18 protein-coding genes, 1 pseudogene and 1 riboswitch are annotated in these 15,911 nt (G+C 68.8%); of the genes and pseudogenes, 11 read left to right on the top strand and 8 right to left on the bottom strand.

Going from position 1 to position 15,911, the window contains the following annotated elements; all coding sequences use genetic code 11:
- The first annotated feature begins 172 nt into the window (after window positions 1–172).
- From QSJ19_RS25355 to QSJ19_RS25335, 5 genes are all read left to right on the top strand, one after another.
- Complete coding sequence (locus tag QSJ19_RS25355; RefSeq protein WP_286323821.1) at window positions 173–382, top strand: hypothetical protein; 210 nt, start codon at window positions 173–175, stop codon at window positions 380–382.
- Entirely contained in the window at window positions 379–927 is a 549-nt protein-coding gene (locus QSJ19_RS25350) for a flavin reductase family protein (protein ID WP_286323820.1), read from the top strand. The genes QSJ19_RS25355 and QSJ19_RS25350 overlap by 4 nt, the downstream gene beginning before the upstream one ends.
- Window positions 924–2,015, top strand: a complete 1,092-nt coding sequence (gene moaA, locus QSJ19_RS25345) for a GTP 3',8-cyclase MoaA (protein ID WP_286323819.1) — start codon at window positions 924–926, stop codon at window positions 2,013–2,015. Before QSJ19_RS25350 ends, moaA begins: the two co-directional genes overlap by 4 nt.
- Before the next feature lie 6 nt (window positions 2,016–2,021).
- Window positions 2,022–2,270, top strand: coding sequence for a MoaD/ThiS family protein (locus QSJ19_RS25340; protein WP_286323818.1), 249 nt, complete (start codon window positions 2,022–2,024; stop codon window positions 2,268–2,270).
- Between the two features lie 249 nt (window positions 2,271–2,519).
- Window positions 2,520–2,699: riboswitch (cyclic di-AMP (ydaO/yuaA leader) on the top strand.
- A gap of 7 nt (window positions 2,700–2,706) precedes the next feature.
- Window positions 2,707–3,348 carry a transglycosylase family protein gene (locus QSJ19_RS25335; RefSeq protein WP_286323817.1) on the top strand — a complete coding sequence of 214 codons (642 nt, stop codon included), beginning with the start codon at window positions 2,707–2,709 and terminating at the stop codon, window positions 3,346–3,348.
- Window positions 3,349–3,473: 125 nt separating this feature from the next.
- Here the strand turns inward: QSJ19_RS25335 and QSJ19_RS25330 are convergent, their stop codons facing one another.
- Genes QSJ19_RS25330 through QSJ19_RS25310 form a run of 5 tightly spaced genes read right to left on the bottom strand, consistent with a single transcriptional unit; the run spans window position 3,474 to window position 5,654 of the window.
- On the bottom strand, window positions 3,474–4,028 hold the full coding sequence (locus QSJ19_RS25330) for a DUF6328 family protein (protein ID WP_286323816.1): 555 nt from the start codon (window positions 4,026–4,028) through the stop codon (window positions 3,474–3,476).
- A complete protein-coding gene (locus QSJ19_RS25325; protein WP_286323815.1) occupies window positions 4,025–4,459 on the bottom strand; it encodes a molybdenum cofactor biosynthesis protein MoaE in 435 nt (144 codons plus the stop codon). The genes QSJ19_RS25330 and QSJ19_RS25325 overlap by 4 nt, the downstream gene beginning before the upstream one ends.
- Window positions 4,459–4,959 carry a MogA/MoaB family molybdenum cofactor biosynthesis protein gene (locus tag QSJ19_RS25320; RefSeq protein WP_286323814.1) on the bottom strand — a complete coding sequence of 167 codons (501 nt, stop codon included), beginning with the start codon at window positions 4,957–4,959 and terminating at the stop codon, window positions 4,459–4,461. Before QSJ19_RS25320 ends, QSJ19_RS25325 begins: the two co-directional genes overlap by 1 nt.
- Window positions 4,952–5,458 carry a cyclic pyranopterin monophosphate synthase MoaC gene (gene moaC / locus QSJ19_RS25315; protein ID WP_286323813.1) on the bottom strand — a complete coding sequence of 169 codons (507 nt, stop codon included), beginning with the start codon at window positions 5,456–5,458 and terminating at the stop codon, window positions 4,952–4,954. Before moaC ends, QSJ19_RS25320 begins: the two co-directional genes overlap by 8 nt.
- 7 nt (window positions 5,459–5,465) lie before the next feature.
- Window positions 5,466–5,654, bottom strand: a complete 189-nt coding sequence (locus QSJ19_RS25310) for a hypothetical protein (RefSeq protein WP_286323812.1) — start codon at window positions 5,652–5,654, stop codon at window positions 5,466–5,468.
- A gap of 78 nt (window positions 5,655–5,732) precedes the next feature.
- Here QSJ19_RS25310 and QSJ19_RS25305 point away from each other — a divergent pair, with 78 nt between their 5' ends.
- The 4 genes from QSJ19_RS25305 to QSJ19_RS25290 all read left to right on the top strand — a co-directional run bounded on the left by QSJ19_RS25305 (window position 5,733) and on the right by QSJ19_RS25290 (window position 11,520).
- Window positions 5,733–8,072 carry a helicase-associated domain-containing protein gene (locus tag QSJ19_RS25305; RefSeq protein WP_286323811.1) on the top strand — a complete coding sequence of 780 codons (2,340 nt, stop codon included), beginning with the start codon at window positions 5,733–5,735 and terminating at the stop codon, window positions 8,070–8,072.
- Between the two features lie 196 nt (window positions 8,073–8,268).
- Entirely contained in the window at window positions 8,269–9,498 is a 1,230-nt protein-coding gene (locus QSJ19_RS25300; RefSeq protein WP_286323810.1) for an RtcB family protein, read from the top strand.
- Between the two features lie 114 nt (window positions 9,499–9,612).
- A complete protein-coding gene (locus QSJ19_RS25295) occupies window positions 9,613–11,280 on the top strand; it encodes a DNA repair helicase XPB (RefSeq protein WP_353507177.1) in 1,668 nt (555 codons plus the stop codon).
- Window positions 11,281–11,391: 111 nt separating this feature from the next.
- Complete coding sequence (locus tag QSJ19_RS25290; RefSeq protein ID WP_286323808.1) at window positions 11,392–11,520, top strand: hypothetical protein; 129 nt, start codon at window positions 11,392–11,394, stop codon at window positions 11,518–11,520.
- 34 nt (window positions 11,521–11,554) lie between these two features.
- Here the strand turns inward: QSJ19_RS25290 and QSJ19_RS25285 are convergent, their stop codons facing one another.
- On the bottom strand, window positions 11,555–12,604 hold the full coding sequence (locus QSJ19_RS25285) for an LppU/SCO3897 family protein (protein ID WP_286323807.1): 1,050 nt from the start codon (window positions 12,602–12,604) through the stop codon (window positions 11,555–11,557).
- Between the two features lie 85 nt (window positions 12,605–12,689).
- Between QSJ19_RS25285 and QSJ19_RS25280 the strand changes: the two genes are divergently transcribed.
- A complete protein-coding gene (locus QSJ19_RS25280) occupies window positions 12,690–13,844 on the top strand; it encodes a pyridoxal phosphate-dependent aminotransferase (protein ID WP_286323806.1) in 1,155 nt (384 codons plus the stop codon).
- A 59-nt stretch (window positions 13,845–13,903) separates the two neighbouring features.
- On the opposite strand, the gene QSJ19_RS25275 is transcribed toward QSJ19_RS25280, so the two are convergent.
- A complete protein-coding gene (locus QSJ19_RS25275; RefSeq protein WP_286323805.1) occupies window positions 13,904–14,887 on the bottom strand; it encodes an LLM class F420-dependent oxidoreductase in 984 nt (327 codons plus the stop codon).
- A 484-nt stretch (window positions 14,888–15,371) separates the two neighbouring features.
- On the opposite strand from QSJ19_RS25275, the gene QSJ19_RS25270 reads away from it, so the two are divergent.
- Window positions 15,372–15,626, top strand: a complete 255-nt coding sequence (locus QSJ19_RS25270) for a hypothetical protein (protein WP_286323804.1) — start codon at window positions 15,372–15,374, stop codon at window positions 15,624–15,626.
- Here QSJ19_RS25270 and QSJ19_RS25265 read toward each other — a convergent pair.
- Window positions 15,619–15,911, bottom strand: a pseudogene (locus tag QSJ19_RS25265) (GMC oxidoreductase); the annotation flags it as partial. The gene QSJ19_RS25270 and the pseudogene QSJ19_RS25265 overlap by 8 nt on opposite strands.

Genomic DNA, 15,911 nt, shown 5'->3' with positions numbered 1-15,911 from the left:
AAGCGCCCCTCACCTGACTTTCGGCTGGTCCGTCGAGCGGACCCGGCTCCATGTCAGATGATCCAGGCGCCAATGGGCACCAAGTCTAACCAACGGCGCCGACGACGGTCACGTGGAATACCTCACCCTCGGCGTACGTCACCGCTGGGGGAGGTGTTCTACCGTGGAAAGCATGAAGAGGCAATCGTCCCCGCGACTGCTGCAGGCGGCCGGGGTGGTGTTCGCGGTCGGACTGGCCGCGATCGTGGCGCTGTTCGTCACACCGCTGGTCACCGACGGCGGAACCGCACCGACGGTCGTCTACCTGCTCACGATGTGTGCGCCGCTCGGATTCGTCCTCGGCATCGTCTTCGCACTGCGTTCGGGACGGCGGACACGATGACGCTCGAATCGGTCATCGTCGCCGCCGACGACCTCGCCCCCGCCACGGATGCCGAGGTGCTCAAGCGGGCGTACAGCTGTTTCCCGTCGGGCGTCGTCGCGGTCGCGTGCCGGGTCGCCGACGACGACGGCTCGCCCGTGCTCGCCGGCATGGCCGCCAGCGCGTTCACGACGGTGTCGCTGGATCCGCCGCTGGTCTCCCTGTGCGTGCAGAACACGTCGACGACGTGGCCGCGTCTGCGGTCGGCGCCGGCCATCGGGGTGAGTGTCTTCGCCCGCGATCAGTCCGATCTGTGCCGTCAGCTCGCCGGTCCGAGTGCGGGCCGGTTCGCCGGCATCACCCCGTTCGGCACCGACGACGGCGCGGTCTTCATCCCCGACGCCGCCGCCAGTCTGTCGTGTTCGCTGTACAACGAGATCCCGGCGGGCGACCACACCCTCGTGCTGTTGCGCATCGAATCACTCCGATACGACCCGGGCGTCGAGCCACTCGTGTTCCACGCCAGCACCTTTCGATCACTCGAAGCCCTGCGGGGGCAGTCGTGACCGTCGTCGCGCTCGGATTGCCCACCACCGGCTCCACGGTCCCGGTCGCACCGCCGGACACGCCGTCCGACGGTCCGCTACGTGACCGCTTCGGCCGCGTGGTCACCGACCTGAGGGTGTCGGTGACCGATCGCTGCAACCTGCGCTGCACCTACTGCATGCCGGCCGAAGGACTCGACTGGCTGCCCACGGACGAGGTGCTGAGCACCGACGAACTCATCCGGGTGATGACGGTCGCCGTGCGCGATCTCGGCATCCGGTCGATCCGCTTCACCGGCGGTGAGCCACTCCTGCGTCGCGACCTCGAGCACCTGATCGACGCCGTCACCGGACTCCCCGAACGGCCCGAGATCGCGATGACCACCAACGGCCTCGGCCTCGCCCGCCGCATCGACGGCCTCGTCTCGGCCGGCCTGGGCCGGGTCAACGTGTCGCTGGACACCGTCGATCCCGAGAGATTCGCCGTGATCACCCGGCGCGACCGCCTCGACGACGTCCTCGCCGGACTCGCCGCCGCACGCGACTCCGGACTCCGCTCGGTCAAGGTGAACGCCGTGCTGGCCGCCCACGAGGATCTCGCCCGGCTGCCCGACCTGCTGAGCTTCTGCCTCGATCACGGCTACCAATTGCGGATCATCGAGCAGATGCCGCTCGACGCCGATCATCGGTGGGACCGGTCGTCCATGGTCACCGCCGACGAGATCCTGACCGTCCTGCGATCGCACTTCACGCTGCTCCCCGACCCGCGTCCGCGTGGGAGTGCCCCGGCGGCCACCTGGCTGGTCGACGGATACGACGTCGACGGCGAGCCCGCGCGGGTCGGCGTGATCGCCTCGGTCACCCGCCCGTTCTGCGGGGACTGCGACCGCGCCCGGCTCACCGCCGACGGCGCCCTGCGCAACTGTCTGTTCGCCGAGTCCGAGACCGACCTGCGCGGCATCCTGCGTGGCGATCTGCCGGACGCCGACATCGACGACGCCATCGCCCGGCGCTGGCGCGGCAACGTCTGGACCAAGGCCGCAGGCCACGGCGTGAACGATCCCGACTTCCATCAACCGGACCGGCCGATGTCGGCCATCGGGGGCTGAGCGCGGATGCGACTCACCATCCGGTACTTCGCTGCCGCGCGCGCGGCCGCGGGCGCCGAGTCGGCCGTCGTCGACGTCGACTCCGACGCCACCCTCGGCCAGCTCGAAGCATTCCTCGCCGCGGGCAACCCCGATCTCGAACGCGTGCTGGCCCGGTGCTCATATCTGCGCGACTCGATCGCCCTGTGTGACCGCGACGCCCGGCTCGGTCGCTGCGACACCGTCGACGTCCTGCCGCCATTTGCCGGTGGCTGACGCCACAATCGGCCTGTGAGCTTCCTCACATAACGGGACGATAACGAGAAGGACACAAGTCGACTATCGCCCCGTGAGCAGGGATGACGTCACATGTGGGTCGAAAGCCCCACTCAAGCCTCGAAAAGAGGCTTGCCAACAACGTGATTCGTGCTCGCAGACGTCGTAGTGTGATCGAACGACGCCCTCGGGGGTCACAGATCAGTAACCACATACATAACGTTCCGTCGGCCGCGCCGAACCTCGCTCCGTCACGGGACGCCAGTACGACATCTAGGAGCGAGGACGGGGGACCCACCCTCGTAGAGACCGGACATCTTCGGATGTCCTTGGGGTTAAGACACGGCATGGACACCATGCCAGGCCGTGCCCGGGCACCTCTCGCCCGAACCCGACAGCTGACTTCGTAGGCGCGTGGAGAGAGGAAACACCTGACATGTCCGGACGTCATCGCAAGCAGACGACCACCACGACCACCAAGACCCTCGCCAAGGTCGCCCTCACCGGTGCCGTCCTGGGCGGCGGAGCAGCCATGCTGGGCACCGGCTCGGCCAACGCCGCCACCGACGCCGAGTGGAACCAGGTCGCCCAGTGCGAGTCGGGCGGCAACTGGGCCATCAACACCGGCAACGGTTACCAGGGTGGCCTGCAGTTCAGCCCGAGCACCTGGGCCGGCCACGGCGGCACCGAGTTCGCGCCGAGCGCCGATCAGGCCAGCAAGCAGGAGCAGATCGTCGTCGCCGAGCGTGTGCTCGCCGGCCAGGGCAAGGGCGCATGGCCCGTCTGCGGCACCGGGCTGTCGGGTTCGACCCCGCGCACCGCACCGGCCGAGAAGCCCGCACTCCCGCAGCTCCCGCAGCTGCCGGCACCGTTCAACTGGTCCGCGACCCCGGAGGCCAAGAGCACCGGTGACGTGAAGAGCCAGATCGACAAGGCCGTCGACCAGGCCGCCGACAACAACAAGATCACCCCCGAGGTCAAGAACCTCTGGGAGGCTGCCAAGAAGACCGGCTACGAGCTGAACCCGGATCAGATCGCGCTGTTCAACCAGCACAAGGATCAGCTGCCCACTCCCTGAGTGAGGCGCTGACCTCGCCCTTCCGGGCCCATAGTCGAAGGGCCCCGCACGACGGCATCACGCCCGTGCGGGGCCCTTGTCCATGGTCGGGGTCGGTCGCCTGATCGAGACCCGGTACGCAGACGTCAGGGACGGCCGTGCGGGTCGTCGGCGAGATGCCGGCGCTCGCGCATCGGCAGGGCCACCCACATCACGAGGAACACCGCCACGGCGATGATCGCCGCGGCCAGCGCCGCCCACCCGCCGAAGGCGATGTCGAAGATGACCGACACCACTCCGGTCAGCGCCAGGCCGAGGAACGTGATGCCGATGAGCGTCAGCCGGTGCGCACGGTCCACGAGACGATCGATGGCGTGGCGCCGGAACAGCAGCCGGTGCAGGGCGACCGGTGAGATGAGGGTGATGGTGCTCAGCACCGCGAACACCAGACTCAGCACGAAGATCCGTTGCTCACGTGTGGTGAGTTCCTCGAATCCCTCCTGGAATGGGATCGTCAGCATCAGGCCGGTCAGGATCTGACCACCGGTCTGCACCACCCGCAGTTCCTGCAACAGGCTCGCCCAGTTGCGGTCCAGACGCTCGGTGGGCGTCTCGTTGCGCTGCGGGTCACGCTCCGGGTCACGACCTGGGTCGCGCTGCGGGTCATGCTCCGGGGCCGAACCGTCGTCGGCGACGGTCATGCCGAACCGACCCACTCGTCGCGGCCGTCGGAGAAGAATTGATGCTTCCACACCGGTAGACGTGCCTTGACCTCGTCGACCATCGTCGAGCAGGTCTCGAACGCCGCCCGACGATGGTCGGCCGCCACCGCGACGACGAACGCCACGTCGCCGATGTCCAGATCCCCCACCCGGTGGCTGACCGCGACCGCGCGGACGCCGTCGGCTGCGGCAGCCACCTCGGCGACGACGTCCTCGAGCACCTGCTGCGCCGTCGGATGCGCGCTGTAGGACAGTCGGGTGACACCGCGACCGCCGTCGTGGTCGCGGACCGCACCGGTGAACCCGACGATCGCCCCGGCCGCGCCGCGGGCGGCAGCGGCGACGAGCGCCTCGTGATCGGGCAGTCCGATCACGCTGTCCGACAGGTCAGCTCGTGCGACGACGGCCATCAGTGATCACCCCCATGGATCTGATCCAGTGCATGGTCGAGTACCCCGTCGAGGACCGACAAACCATCGCGGACCCCGCCGGTGGATCCGGGCAGGTTCACGACGAGCGTGCGACCGGCGACGCCGGCGACACCGCGGGACAGCACCGCCGTCGGCACCGTCGGCAGCCCCGCGGACCGGATCGCATCGGCCAGTCCCTGGATCTCCACGTCCAGCAACGCGCGGGTCTCCTCCGGTGTGCGGTCGGTCGGCGACAGACCGGTGCCGCCGGTCGTGACGATCAGATCGACATCGGCGTAGACGCCGGCCCGGATCGCTCCCCCGACGGGCGGGCCGTCGGCCACCACGAGCAACTCGTCGACGACGAACCCGCGTGCGGTGAGCCACTCGCCGATGAGCGGGCCGGTGCGGTCGGTGTACTCGCCGCGGCTGGCGCGTGTGGAGGCGACCACAACCCGCGCCACCCGCGGACGTCCGCGGGTCGGCGCCGGATCACTCACGTCGCCACGACCCCGACTTGCCGCCGGTCTTCTCGAGGAGCCGGATGTCATGCATCGAGGCCCGACGATCCACCGCCTTCACCATGTCGTGCAGCGTGAGCCCGGTGACGGCGACCGCGGTCAGGGCTTCCATCTCGACACCGGTCTGCCCGCTGGTGGTCACCGTCGCGGTGACGTCGATGTGGTCGTCGGCGACCGCGAAGTCGACGTCGACCGACGACAACGCGAGCTGATGGCACAGCGGGATCAGCTCGTCGGTGCGTTTGGCCGCCATGATGCCGGCGATACGGGCGGTCGCCAGGACATCGCCCTTGGGGAGCCGGTTGTCGGCGAGCAGGGAGATGACCTCGGCGGTCGTCCGGAACGTTCCCCCCGCCACCGCGCGACGGTTCGTCCGCGCCTTGGCGCCCACGTCGACCATCCGGGCCGCGCCGGCCGAGTCGATGTGACTCAGTCGGGAACCGGTCGGCCCGCTCGACTGGTCGCCGTTGTCGGACACCGCCTGATCAGCGGTTGACGACGGTCTTCGGCTGGAGGTAGGGCAGGTCGTCCACCGGCAGGGGGAACTCGACCTCACCGAACGGCGACAGCGCACCGGAGATATGGGTCGCGAACTCGGAGACGGCGTGCTCGGCGGCGTCGCCGTTCCCGTCCTTCGGCCAGCCGTTGTCGACGTACTTCTTCTTCTCAGCCACGCGCTCATTGTGCCATGTGGCCTCGGCGGACGTCCCGGGGAAACCTCCCCTGCCGTCCGGCTCAGTAGAATCGATCGAATGAGTGCAGATGACCAGGGCGTCAGCCTGGCCGACGATCTGGCACTGCGCGGCGACGACGAACTCGTCGGGTTGCTCACCGCCCGTCCGGACCTTGCCTCGCCGCCTCCCGCCGGCACCGGTGTGCTGGCGTCGCGTGCGCTGTCGGCCGCGTCGTCGGCGTTGGCAGGCGAGAGTCTGGATCTGCTGTCGGTCGCCGTCCTCGAGCAGACGATCGAGCTCGGCACCGCGGGCACCGGGCGGATTCCGGCCCCCACCAGCGTCACCGCCATCGTGAAGGCGCTGTCCGGCCGCGCCGAGGAGCGCGACATCGTCGACCGGGTCCGCCTGTTGCACGACCGCGCTCTGATCTGGGGGCCCGACGACGCGCTGGAGACCGGCGCGCATGCCCCGGCCGCGCTGCCCTGGCGGGCCCACCACCTGACCGGCCCGCTGGCCGAACGTCATGCCGACGAGATCCGGGGCGACATCGACGGACTCGATGACCGCGAACGCGGCCTGATCGAGACCTTGTCGCGCGGACCGGCGCTCGGCCGCAGCCGGGACGCCGCTGTCGACGCCGACCCGCAGCAGCCGGTGCCGCGCCTCATCGCCGCCGGGTTACTGGCCCGCGTCGACGACCAGACCGTCGAATTGCCACCGATGGTCGGGCAGCTGTTGCGCGGCGAACCACCGCTACGTGCCGATGACCTCCGGGCGCCCGCACTGCACGACAGCTCGGCCCGCCGTCGCTTCTCGGCCGCCGCGATCGACGATGCCGCCGGCGGCGAGGCCCTCGAACTGATCCGGCATGCCACCACGGTTCTGCGCACCCTCGGCGCGACACCCGCGTCGGTGCTGCGCAGCGGCGCGCTCGGGGTACGGGAGTTGCGTCGTCTGGCGAAGGTGACGGGCCTCGATCAGCGGCGGGTCGCGTTCATCGCCGAACTCCTCGCGTTCCTGCGCCTCATCGACGCCGGATTCCCCGATCCCCCACCGCCGTCGGACACCGGCGAACTGGCGTTCGCACCGACACCGGGTGCCGACACCTGGCTGCATCAAGCTCCCGAGCGGCAATGGATCGCCTTGGTCGAGGCATGGCTGGAGATGCCCCGCCGGGCCTGGCAGGTCGGCGAACCCGACCGCGACGGCAACGCCTACGCGGCGCTGTCGGGTGAGCTGCACGACGCGTACGCACCGATCCAGCGGCGCGTGATCCTCGACATGCTCGAGGACGCCGGACCGGCGATACCGGTGGACACCGACGCGCTCGTCGCGTCGGTGCACTGGCACCATCCGCGGCACATCCGGCGATACTCGCGACGTGTCGTCGACGAGACCGTGCGCGAGGCCCGCGAACTCGGCATCGTCGCCCACGGCGCGCTGACGCGGGTGGGCCGTGCAGCGATCGGCGACACCGACGACGGGGGCCACGAGGCGACCGTGTTGTCGGCGATGCGTTCCGCGCTCCCCCAACCGGTGGATCACTTCCTCACCCAGGCCGACCTGACACTCACCGTCCCGGGCCCGATGACGCCCGAACTGGCCGAGCAGGTGGAACTCGTCGCCGATCTCGAATCCGGCGGCGCAGCATCGGTGTATCGCGTCTCGGAGGAGTCCGTCCGACGGGCGCTGGACGCCGGTCGCAGCAGCAGTGAGCTCGTGACGATGTTCACCACGCACTCGCGGACGCCGGTACCGCAGTCGTTGACCTATCTGATCGAGGATGTCGCCCGTAAACACGGTCAGCTACGCGTCGGGGTGGCGACGGCCTTCATCCGTTGCGAGGATCCGACGACACTGGCGGCGGTCCTGCGCAGCCCGGCCGCCGAGCATCTGGCGCTGCGGGCCCTGGCCCCGACCGTCGCGGTCTCCCAGGCCGATGTGCGCGAGGTCCTGGAGCAGCTCCGCGCGGCGGGCTTCGCCCCGGCGGGCGAGGATTCGTCCGGCACGCTGGTCGATCTGCGCGAACGCGGGAGCCGGGTCACCGTCGCCCGGCAGCGACGGCAGCCGCAGGCGCGTCGCTCGGTGCCCTCCCCGGATCAGCTGATCTCGGTGGTGAGTCGCATGCGGTCGCATGATCGCGCGGCGTCGGCGCGGCCCGCGTCGTCGGCGATGTCGGCGGCCCCGGTCCGCGCCGCGGGCGGTGGCGAGTCCGCGACGGCCCTCATCCAGCTTGCGTTACGGGTGAACCGGCGCCTGCGCGTCGACTACGTGGACGCACACGGATCGGCGAGCCGTCACGTGGTGACACCGCGAACGCTCGGCGCGGGTCAACTCATCGCGGTCGACGCGGGAACCGATGAGGAACAACGGTTCTCGCTGCACCGCATCACCAGTGTGGAGTTGCTGGAGGGCTGACGCGTGGTGCGCGAGTCGATCTCGAAACGCGCGCTCGCTCCGCTGTTCCCCACCGCTGGTCGAGTAGGCGCCGAGCGCTCCGGCGCGAGGCGCCGTATCGAGACCACGGACCACACCCCACGTAAATCCCTCGACCGCCCATCACTCTGCACGTACGGTGACCTGGCACGAACACCCCGACAATCCAGGAAGAATCATGAACACCGTTTTCCCCGTTCCCCTTTCGGGCGCCTCGGCGTCGACCCTCCTGTGGGCCGACGAGGAGTCGATCGAGCACGAGGCGCGCAATCAGCTGCGCCGCGTCTCGACGCTGCCCTGGGTGCACGGGGTCCGCGTGATGCCGGATGTCCACGTCGGCAAGGGCGCAACCGTGGGTTCTGTCATCGCGATGCGCGATGCTGTCTGCCCGGCGGCCGTCGGCGTCGACATCGGCTGCGGCATGGCCGCGATCCGCACCGACCTCGTGGCGGGCGACCTCCCCGACGACCTGTCCGGTCTGCGGTCGGCGATCGAGGCGAGGGTCCCGGTCGGGTTCCACTCCCACGACCAGCCGCTGAACCTGCGTCCGCTTCGGGTCGGCGGCGGCTGGGGAAACTTCTGGGAGCGTTTCGGCGACCTGCATCGCGGTGTGCGGCAGCTCGACTCGCGTGCGCACAAGCAGCTGGGCACGCTCGGCGGTGGCAACCACTTCATCGAGATCTGCATCGAGGAGCCGGACGTCACCGCATCCGATGGCGATCGTCCGGACCCGGCAGTCTGGATCATGTTGCACTCCGGGTCGCGCAACATCGGCAAGGAGTTGGCCGATCGGCACATGTCGATCGCAGCGGGGTTGCCGCACAATTCCGATCTGCCGGACCGCGACCTCGCGGTGTTCCTCGCCGGGACCCCGGAGATGGATGCCTATCGACACGACCTCGAGTGGGCACAGGACTACGCGGCACGCAATCGCCGGGTGATGCTCGCGCTGGTGTGCGCCGCGGTGCAGGAGACCTTCGCCGACCGCGGTGTCCGCTTCGACGATCCGATCAGCTGCCACCACAACTACGTGGCCACCGAGCACATCGACGGTCTGGATCTGCTCGTGACCCGTAAGGGTGCGATCCGGGCCGGTGCCGGTGATCTCGGCCTGATCCCGGGTTCGATGGGCACCGGATCGTATGTGGTGCGCGGCCTCGGGTCGGAGCAGTCCTTCTATTCGGCGTCACACGGTGCCGGACGTCGGATGAGCCGATCGAAGGCCCGCAAGACGTTCACCGCCGACGATCTGGTCGCGCAGACCACCGGGGTCGAGTCACGCAAGGATGCCGGTGTCGTCGACGAGATCCCGGCCGCCTACAAGGACATCGACTCGGTCATCGCTGCACAGTCCGACCTGGTCGAGGTGGTCGCCCACCTGCGGCAGGTGGTCTGCGTGAAGGGCTGAGATCGCACGCGGACGGCCCCTGACCTGCACTCGGGAAAGCCATACCCCGGGCCGGGGTCGAGGGCCGTCCGTGCCGGGCTGACAGGAGTTGCACGCATCTGGACAATGGATCGGGTGACCGATGGACCTTTGATCGTGCAATCCGACAAGACGCTGCTGCTCGAGGTGGATCATCCCGACGCGCCGGCGGCGCGCGCGGCGATCGCGCCGTTCGCCGAGCTCGAACGCGCGCCGGAACATGTGCACACCTACCGGGTGACACCGCTCGCGCTGTGGAACGCCCGCGCGGCCGGTCATGACGCCGAGCAGGTCGTCGACGCGCTCGTCACCTACTCCCGCTACGCCGTGCCGCAGCCGTTGCTGATGGACGTCGTCGACACCATGGGACGGTTCGGCCGGCTGCAGTTGGTCAAGAACCCGGCCCACGGACTGACGCTGGTCAGTTTCGACCGCGCGGTCCTCGAGGAGATCCTGCGGAACAAGAAGGTCGCACCGATGCTGGGCGCACGCCTCGACGACGACACCGTCGTCGTGCATCCGTCGGAGCGCGGCCGCCTCAAGCAGGTGCTGCTGAAGGTCGGCTGGCCGGCCGAGGACCTCGCCGGTTACGTCGACGGGGAGGCCCACCCGATCGCGCTCGATCAGGACGACTGGCATCTACGCGACTACCAGGAACTGGCCGCCGACTCGTTCTGGGCTGGCGGCTCCGGCGTCGTGGTGTTGCCGTGTGGCGCGGGCAAGACGATGGTCGGCGCCGCGGCGATGGCGAAGGCCGGCGCGACGACCCTGATCCTGGTCACCAACACCGTGGCCGGCCGGCAGTGGAAGCGCGAGCTCATCGCGCGGACGACGCTGACCGAGGAGGAGATCGGCGAGTACTCCGGCGAACGCAAGGAGATCCGCCCGGTCACCATCGCCACCTACCAGGTGATGACGCGGAAATCCAAGGGCGAGTACAAGAATCTCGATCTCTTCGACTCCCGCGACTGGGGCCTGATCATCTACGACGAGGTTCATCTGCTGCCCGCCCCCGTGTTCCGGATGACCGCCGACCTGCAGTCGCGGCGCCGGCTCGGCCTCACCGCCACGCTGGTGCGCGAGGACGGCCGCGAGGGCGACGTCTTCAGCCTCATCGGCCCGAAACGCTATGACGCACCGTGGAAGGACATCGAGGCGCAGGGCTGGATCGCCCCGGCCGATTGCATCGAGGTGCGCGTCACGCTGACCGGCGAGGAGCGGCTGCAGTACGCGGTGGCCGAGGCCGAGGAGAAGTACAAACTGTGCTCGACCGCACACACGAAGGTCAATGTCGTGAAGTCGATCCTGGCGCGCCACAAAGACTCTCCGACTCTCGTGATCGGCGCCTACATCGATCAGCTCGAGGAGTTGGGCGCTGCACTCGACGCCCCGGTGATCCAGGGCTCGACGAAGAACAAGGAACGCGAGGCGTTGTTCGATCGATTCCGGTCCGGCGAGCTGCAGACGCTCGTCGTCTCCAAGGTCGCCAACTTCTCCATCGATCTGCCCGAAGCGTCGGTGGCCGTGCAGGTGTCGGGCACGTTCGGCTCCCGGCAGGAGGAGGCGCAGCGACTCGGCCGTCTCCTCCGGCCGAAGAAGGACGGCGGTCAGGCCCACTTCTACTCGGTGGTCTCCCGCGACACCCTCGACGCCGACTACGCCGCACATCGACAGCGTTTCCTCGCCGAGCAGGGCTACGCCTATCGCATCACCGATGCCGACGACCTGCTCGGCCCCGCGATCGGCGAGGAATCCCCCAGCTGACCGACCGCACCCAGAAAGTCGGCAGCCACCGGCGAGGTGGTCACAAGAATCGGCGAGCAGCGTCGAGTTGTCGTGGAACACACGACAACTCACGAGTTAAGAGACATCGCCATGAACTCGATCACACACGCAGACGTCGCCGCTCCCATCACGTCACCGGGCAGCCCGACCTATCGTCGTCGACGCACGTTCGACCCGGTCACGAAGAAGTGGCAGTGGGTCTGGGCCCAGACCAGCTGACCGTCGGACCGTCCGGTTCGACGATCACAGCGGGTCAGGCCGACGGGTCGGAGAGGCAGTACCCGATCGGTTTGGGGAGTTGGAAGAACACCTCGAGCTGACCGCTGCTGCACGACGGTTGGGTCGGCGTGCGCTGCTCGACCCGCAGGACCTCCGTGCCGGCGGCCTTGGTTGCGCTGCACGACACCTTCTTGTAGTCCGAGAGGCTGGCGGTGGGGAGTCCACCCGTCGGGATCTGATAGCACTCGCCCTGGACCAGATTGGGCACCAGGCACAGCTGCTCCCCGGTCTCCTCGCCGCCACGCATCCAGTAGAGGCGCGAGTAGTCGTCGCTCGGGCAGGTGGCCCCGGTCGCCTTCTGCGCGACGAAGAACGTGAACGTGCCCTGCGACGTGCAGTCCGCCTTCTTCGCGGTGATGTTGTCGTCGCTCTGCGTGCCGCTGACGGTCACACAGTCACCGACGGCGACGTCGTCGGAGTCGGTCACCGAATCACGGGTCAGGAACACGCCGACGCCGACGAGCACGATCAGCACGACGACGATCCCGCCGACCACCCACCACAGCTTCTTGTTCGACCGCTTGGCCGGCGGGGACGGCGGATACTGCCCGCCCGGATATGGCTGCGCTCCCGGATACTGCTGGGCGCCCGGATACTGCTGCTGACCGGGATACGGCTGCTGAGCGCCGGGGTACTGCTGGGCGCCCGGGTACGGTTGCGCTCCCGGGTACGGTTGCGCTCCCGGGTACTGCTGCGCTCCCGGGTACTGCTGGGCGCCGGGGTGTTCGGCACCTGGATACGGCTGAGACCCGGGCTGTCCGGCACCTGGATACGGCTGCTGGCCGGGGTACTGCTGGCCGCCGGGCGGTGGCTGCTGGCCGGAGTAGGGCTGCTGCCCACCCGGGTACGACGGGGCGCCGGGGTACGGCTCGGCACCCGGATACGATTGCTGCCCGCTGCCCTGACCCGGGCCGGAACCCTGCCCGCCGGGTGCCTGCTCACTGGGAGAGTGCGGAATTGCGGGGTCCCGGCCTTCCGGGTTCTGCGGGGAATCCGGATTCGGTGGTACCGGCGGCGTACTCATAGGCGCAGATCGTACCGTCCCGAAAGGTGCGATGCGGGCATCATGCGTCCGCCCGAATGACATCCTGGTGTGTCAGCCTGGATTCGTGCACACCGTTTCCCGCCTCCGCCCCTTCGGCACGACCATCTTCGCCGAGATGTCCGCCCTCGCCCTCGAGCACGATGCCGTCAATCTCGGCCAGGGCTTCCCCGACACCGACGGCCCCGCATCCATGCTTGCGGCCGCGCAGCGGGCGATCGCCGACGGACACAATCAGTACCCACCCGGGATCGGCGTCCCCGCGCTCCGGCACGCGGTCGCGCGACATCAGCAGCGTCACTACGGGCTCGACTACGACCCCGATGACGAGGTGCTGATCACCGTCGGCGCAACGGAGGCGATCGCCGGATCGATCGTCGGACTGGTCGAGCCGGGTCGCGAGGTCGTGATGATCGAGCCGTACTACGACTCGTACGCGGCCACCGCCGCGATGGCCGGTGGCGTGCGTCGCACGGTTCCCCTCGTCGCCGACGGCGACGGCTTCCGACTCGACCGCGCCCGCCTCGCCGACGCCTTCGGACCCGCGACGTCGGTCATCCTGGTGAACTCGCCGCACAATCCCACCGGGACCGTCCTCTCCGACGACGACCTCGCCGAGATCGCCCGGCTCTGTGTGGAACACGACGTGATCGCGGTGACCGACGAGGTCTACGAGCACCTGCTGTTCGACGGTCGGGTACACCGGCCGCTCGCGACGTTCCCCGGCATGCGGGAGCGGACACTGCGCATCTCCAGCGCCGCAAAGACATTCAACTGCACCGGCTGGAAGGTCGGGTGGGTCAGCGGTCCGGCCGAACTCGTCACCGCGGCGAGGTCCGCCAAACAGTTCATGTCCTATGTGGGTTCCGGGCCGTTCCAGCCGGCCGTGGCCGGCGCCCTCGACGACGAGATGGACTGGGTCCGTGCGTCGTCGGCGGGTCTCGGCGCGAAACGCGACCTGCTGTCGGCTGCGCTGTCCGAGGCCGGCTTCGTCGTCCACCGCAGCGAGGCAAGCTATTTCGTCTGTGCCGATCCCCGTCCGTTCGGCGTCGACGACGGGGCCACCTTCTGCCGGATGCTGCCCGAACGGATCGGCGTCGCGGCAGTTCCGGTGAGCGCCTTCGTCGACGACGTCGAACCGTGGCGACACATGGTGCGATTCGCGTTCAGCAAGCGCGACGACGTCATCGCCGAGGCGGCGCGCCGGCTCCGGAGGCTATGACGCCGGTCACCGCATGACCGATCCGTCCCGCCGAACGCCGCATCACCGACGAGAAGATCTCACCGCAGGGCGGGCATGACCTTGTCGACGAACAGGTCGAGACTGCTCGTGTCGAAGGCGATGTCGGGAAAATAGAAGATGCCGTACGACAAACCGCTGTCGCGGACTCCGGTGAGATTCTCGATCACCTGATCAGGTGTGCCCACGGCGGGCATCCCGCGGAACGCACCCATGCTCGCCGTCGCGGCGGCCGGGTCGACGTGGCGGGCGAGTCGTTCTTCGAGGGCCTCGAGTCGACGCTCCACCTCCGCATCTGACTCCGCCAGGACCACGTTGTAGTTGGCGGAACGGACGATCGAGTCGAAATCCCGTCCCAGATCGGTACAGTGCTCTCGCAGCACCGTCGACTTGTGCGCGAAGCCTTCCGGTGTCCCGTCGAAGTTGGTGTAGTCGGCATACCGGGCAGCGATCCGCAGGGTCTTGCGCTCACCTCCGCCGGCGATCCAGAACGGAATCCGACCGCTCACCGGCTGAGGCGCACAGATCGCGTCGTCGACGCGGTAGTGGGTGCCGGCGAAGGTGGCTCGCCCGGTCTCCCACGCCTGCTTCATGATCTGTACGCCCTCGTCGAGTCGCGCGAGCCGCTCCCCCGCGGACGGGAAACCGTAACCGTAGGCGCGCCATTCGTGCTCGTACCAGCCGGCTCCGATACCCATCTGCACGCGGCCACCGGAGATGAGATCGGCGGTGGCGGCGACCTTGGCGAGGTACATCGGGTTGCGGTAGCTCATCGCGGTGCACATCTGCCCGATGTCCACTCGCGACGTGGTCGCGGCGAACGCGGACACGAGACTCCATGCCTCGTGGGTGGCCTCGTCGGTGGGCATCGGCACGGTGTGGAAGTGGTCGTACACCCAGATCGAATCCCAGCCGGAGTCCTCGGCCTTCGACGCCAGCGACGACATCACCGACCACTGGTCGGCGGGTGCGATGCCGGCGAGGTCGAGACGCCAGCCCTGCGGGATGAACATTCCGAAGCGCATGCGCCCAACCGTAGCGCGCCACCATCGGACTCCGCGTCGGCATGAGACTGACACCCGAGCCCGTCACGCACGTCGGCGGCAGCCGGGGAGAGGACGAGAATGGCCAGGGTGCGCAGTGAGCAGGTGGCAGCGACCCGCCGCCGCATCGCGTCCACCGCGGAACGTCTGTTCGCCGAGCAGGGCGTCGCGACGGTCTCCAACCGCCAGATCAGATCAGCGAGGCGGCCGGACAGGGCAACAACTACGCCGTCGGTTATCACTTCGGCGGCCGCCCGGAACTGGTCAGCGCGATCTTCGCGTTCCACAACGCGGCGATCGAGCCCCGACGTCACGACATCGTCGACAAGCTCGGGCCCCGCGTCGAGGTCCGCGACTGGATCGACTGTCTGGTCCGTCCGCAGACGGATTACCTGGCGTCGCTGGCACGCCCAGTCACTTCACCCGCTTCTGCGCCCAGATCACCACGGACCCCAAGTTCTGGCCGATGCTCTACGACCACGCGACCGACTCCGACGGACTGATGTCGGTGCTCACCGGCCTCTACGGCTCGTTGCCGCCGCTGCCCGCGCCGGTTCTCGAAGCGCGGGACAGTATGGCGCGCAACATGATCCTGTGGACTCTGGCCGATCACGAACGCGCGGTGGCCACCGGGGCGACGACGAACTCCTGGGCCGACATCTGCGACTTCCTGGTCGATGCGCTCGTCGGGGTGTGGATGGCGCCGGTCACCGTCAGATGATCGATCCCACGTCGTCGCGGACGAGATCGTCCAACGCGCGCTCCGCGACGGCGGCGATGGTCATCGAGGGGTTGCACGCCGCGGTGTTGCCCGGGATGAGTGCGCCGTCGAGCACGTAGAGCCACGCTGTTCCCGCACCCGCCCGCCGAGATCGCAGACGGTACCCATGTTCGCGCCGCCGAGCCCGTGCCAGGTCGACGAGAAGACGGCGTTCATGTCGCTCAGCACTCCCTGACCGCCGACGATGGCCTGCCCGGACTGCGGCGTGGTGTCGAGGTCGGTGAA

It is taken from the genome of Gordonia sp. ABSL11-1, assembly GCF_030315685.1.
In the GTDB taxonomy this organism is placed as follows: Bacteria; Actinomycetota; Actinomycetes; order Mycobacteriales; family Mycobacteriaceae; genus Gordonia.
Note: the sequence above shows the minus strand (reverse complement) of the source record. Positions and strands in the feature narration are given on the sequence as shown.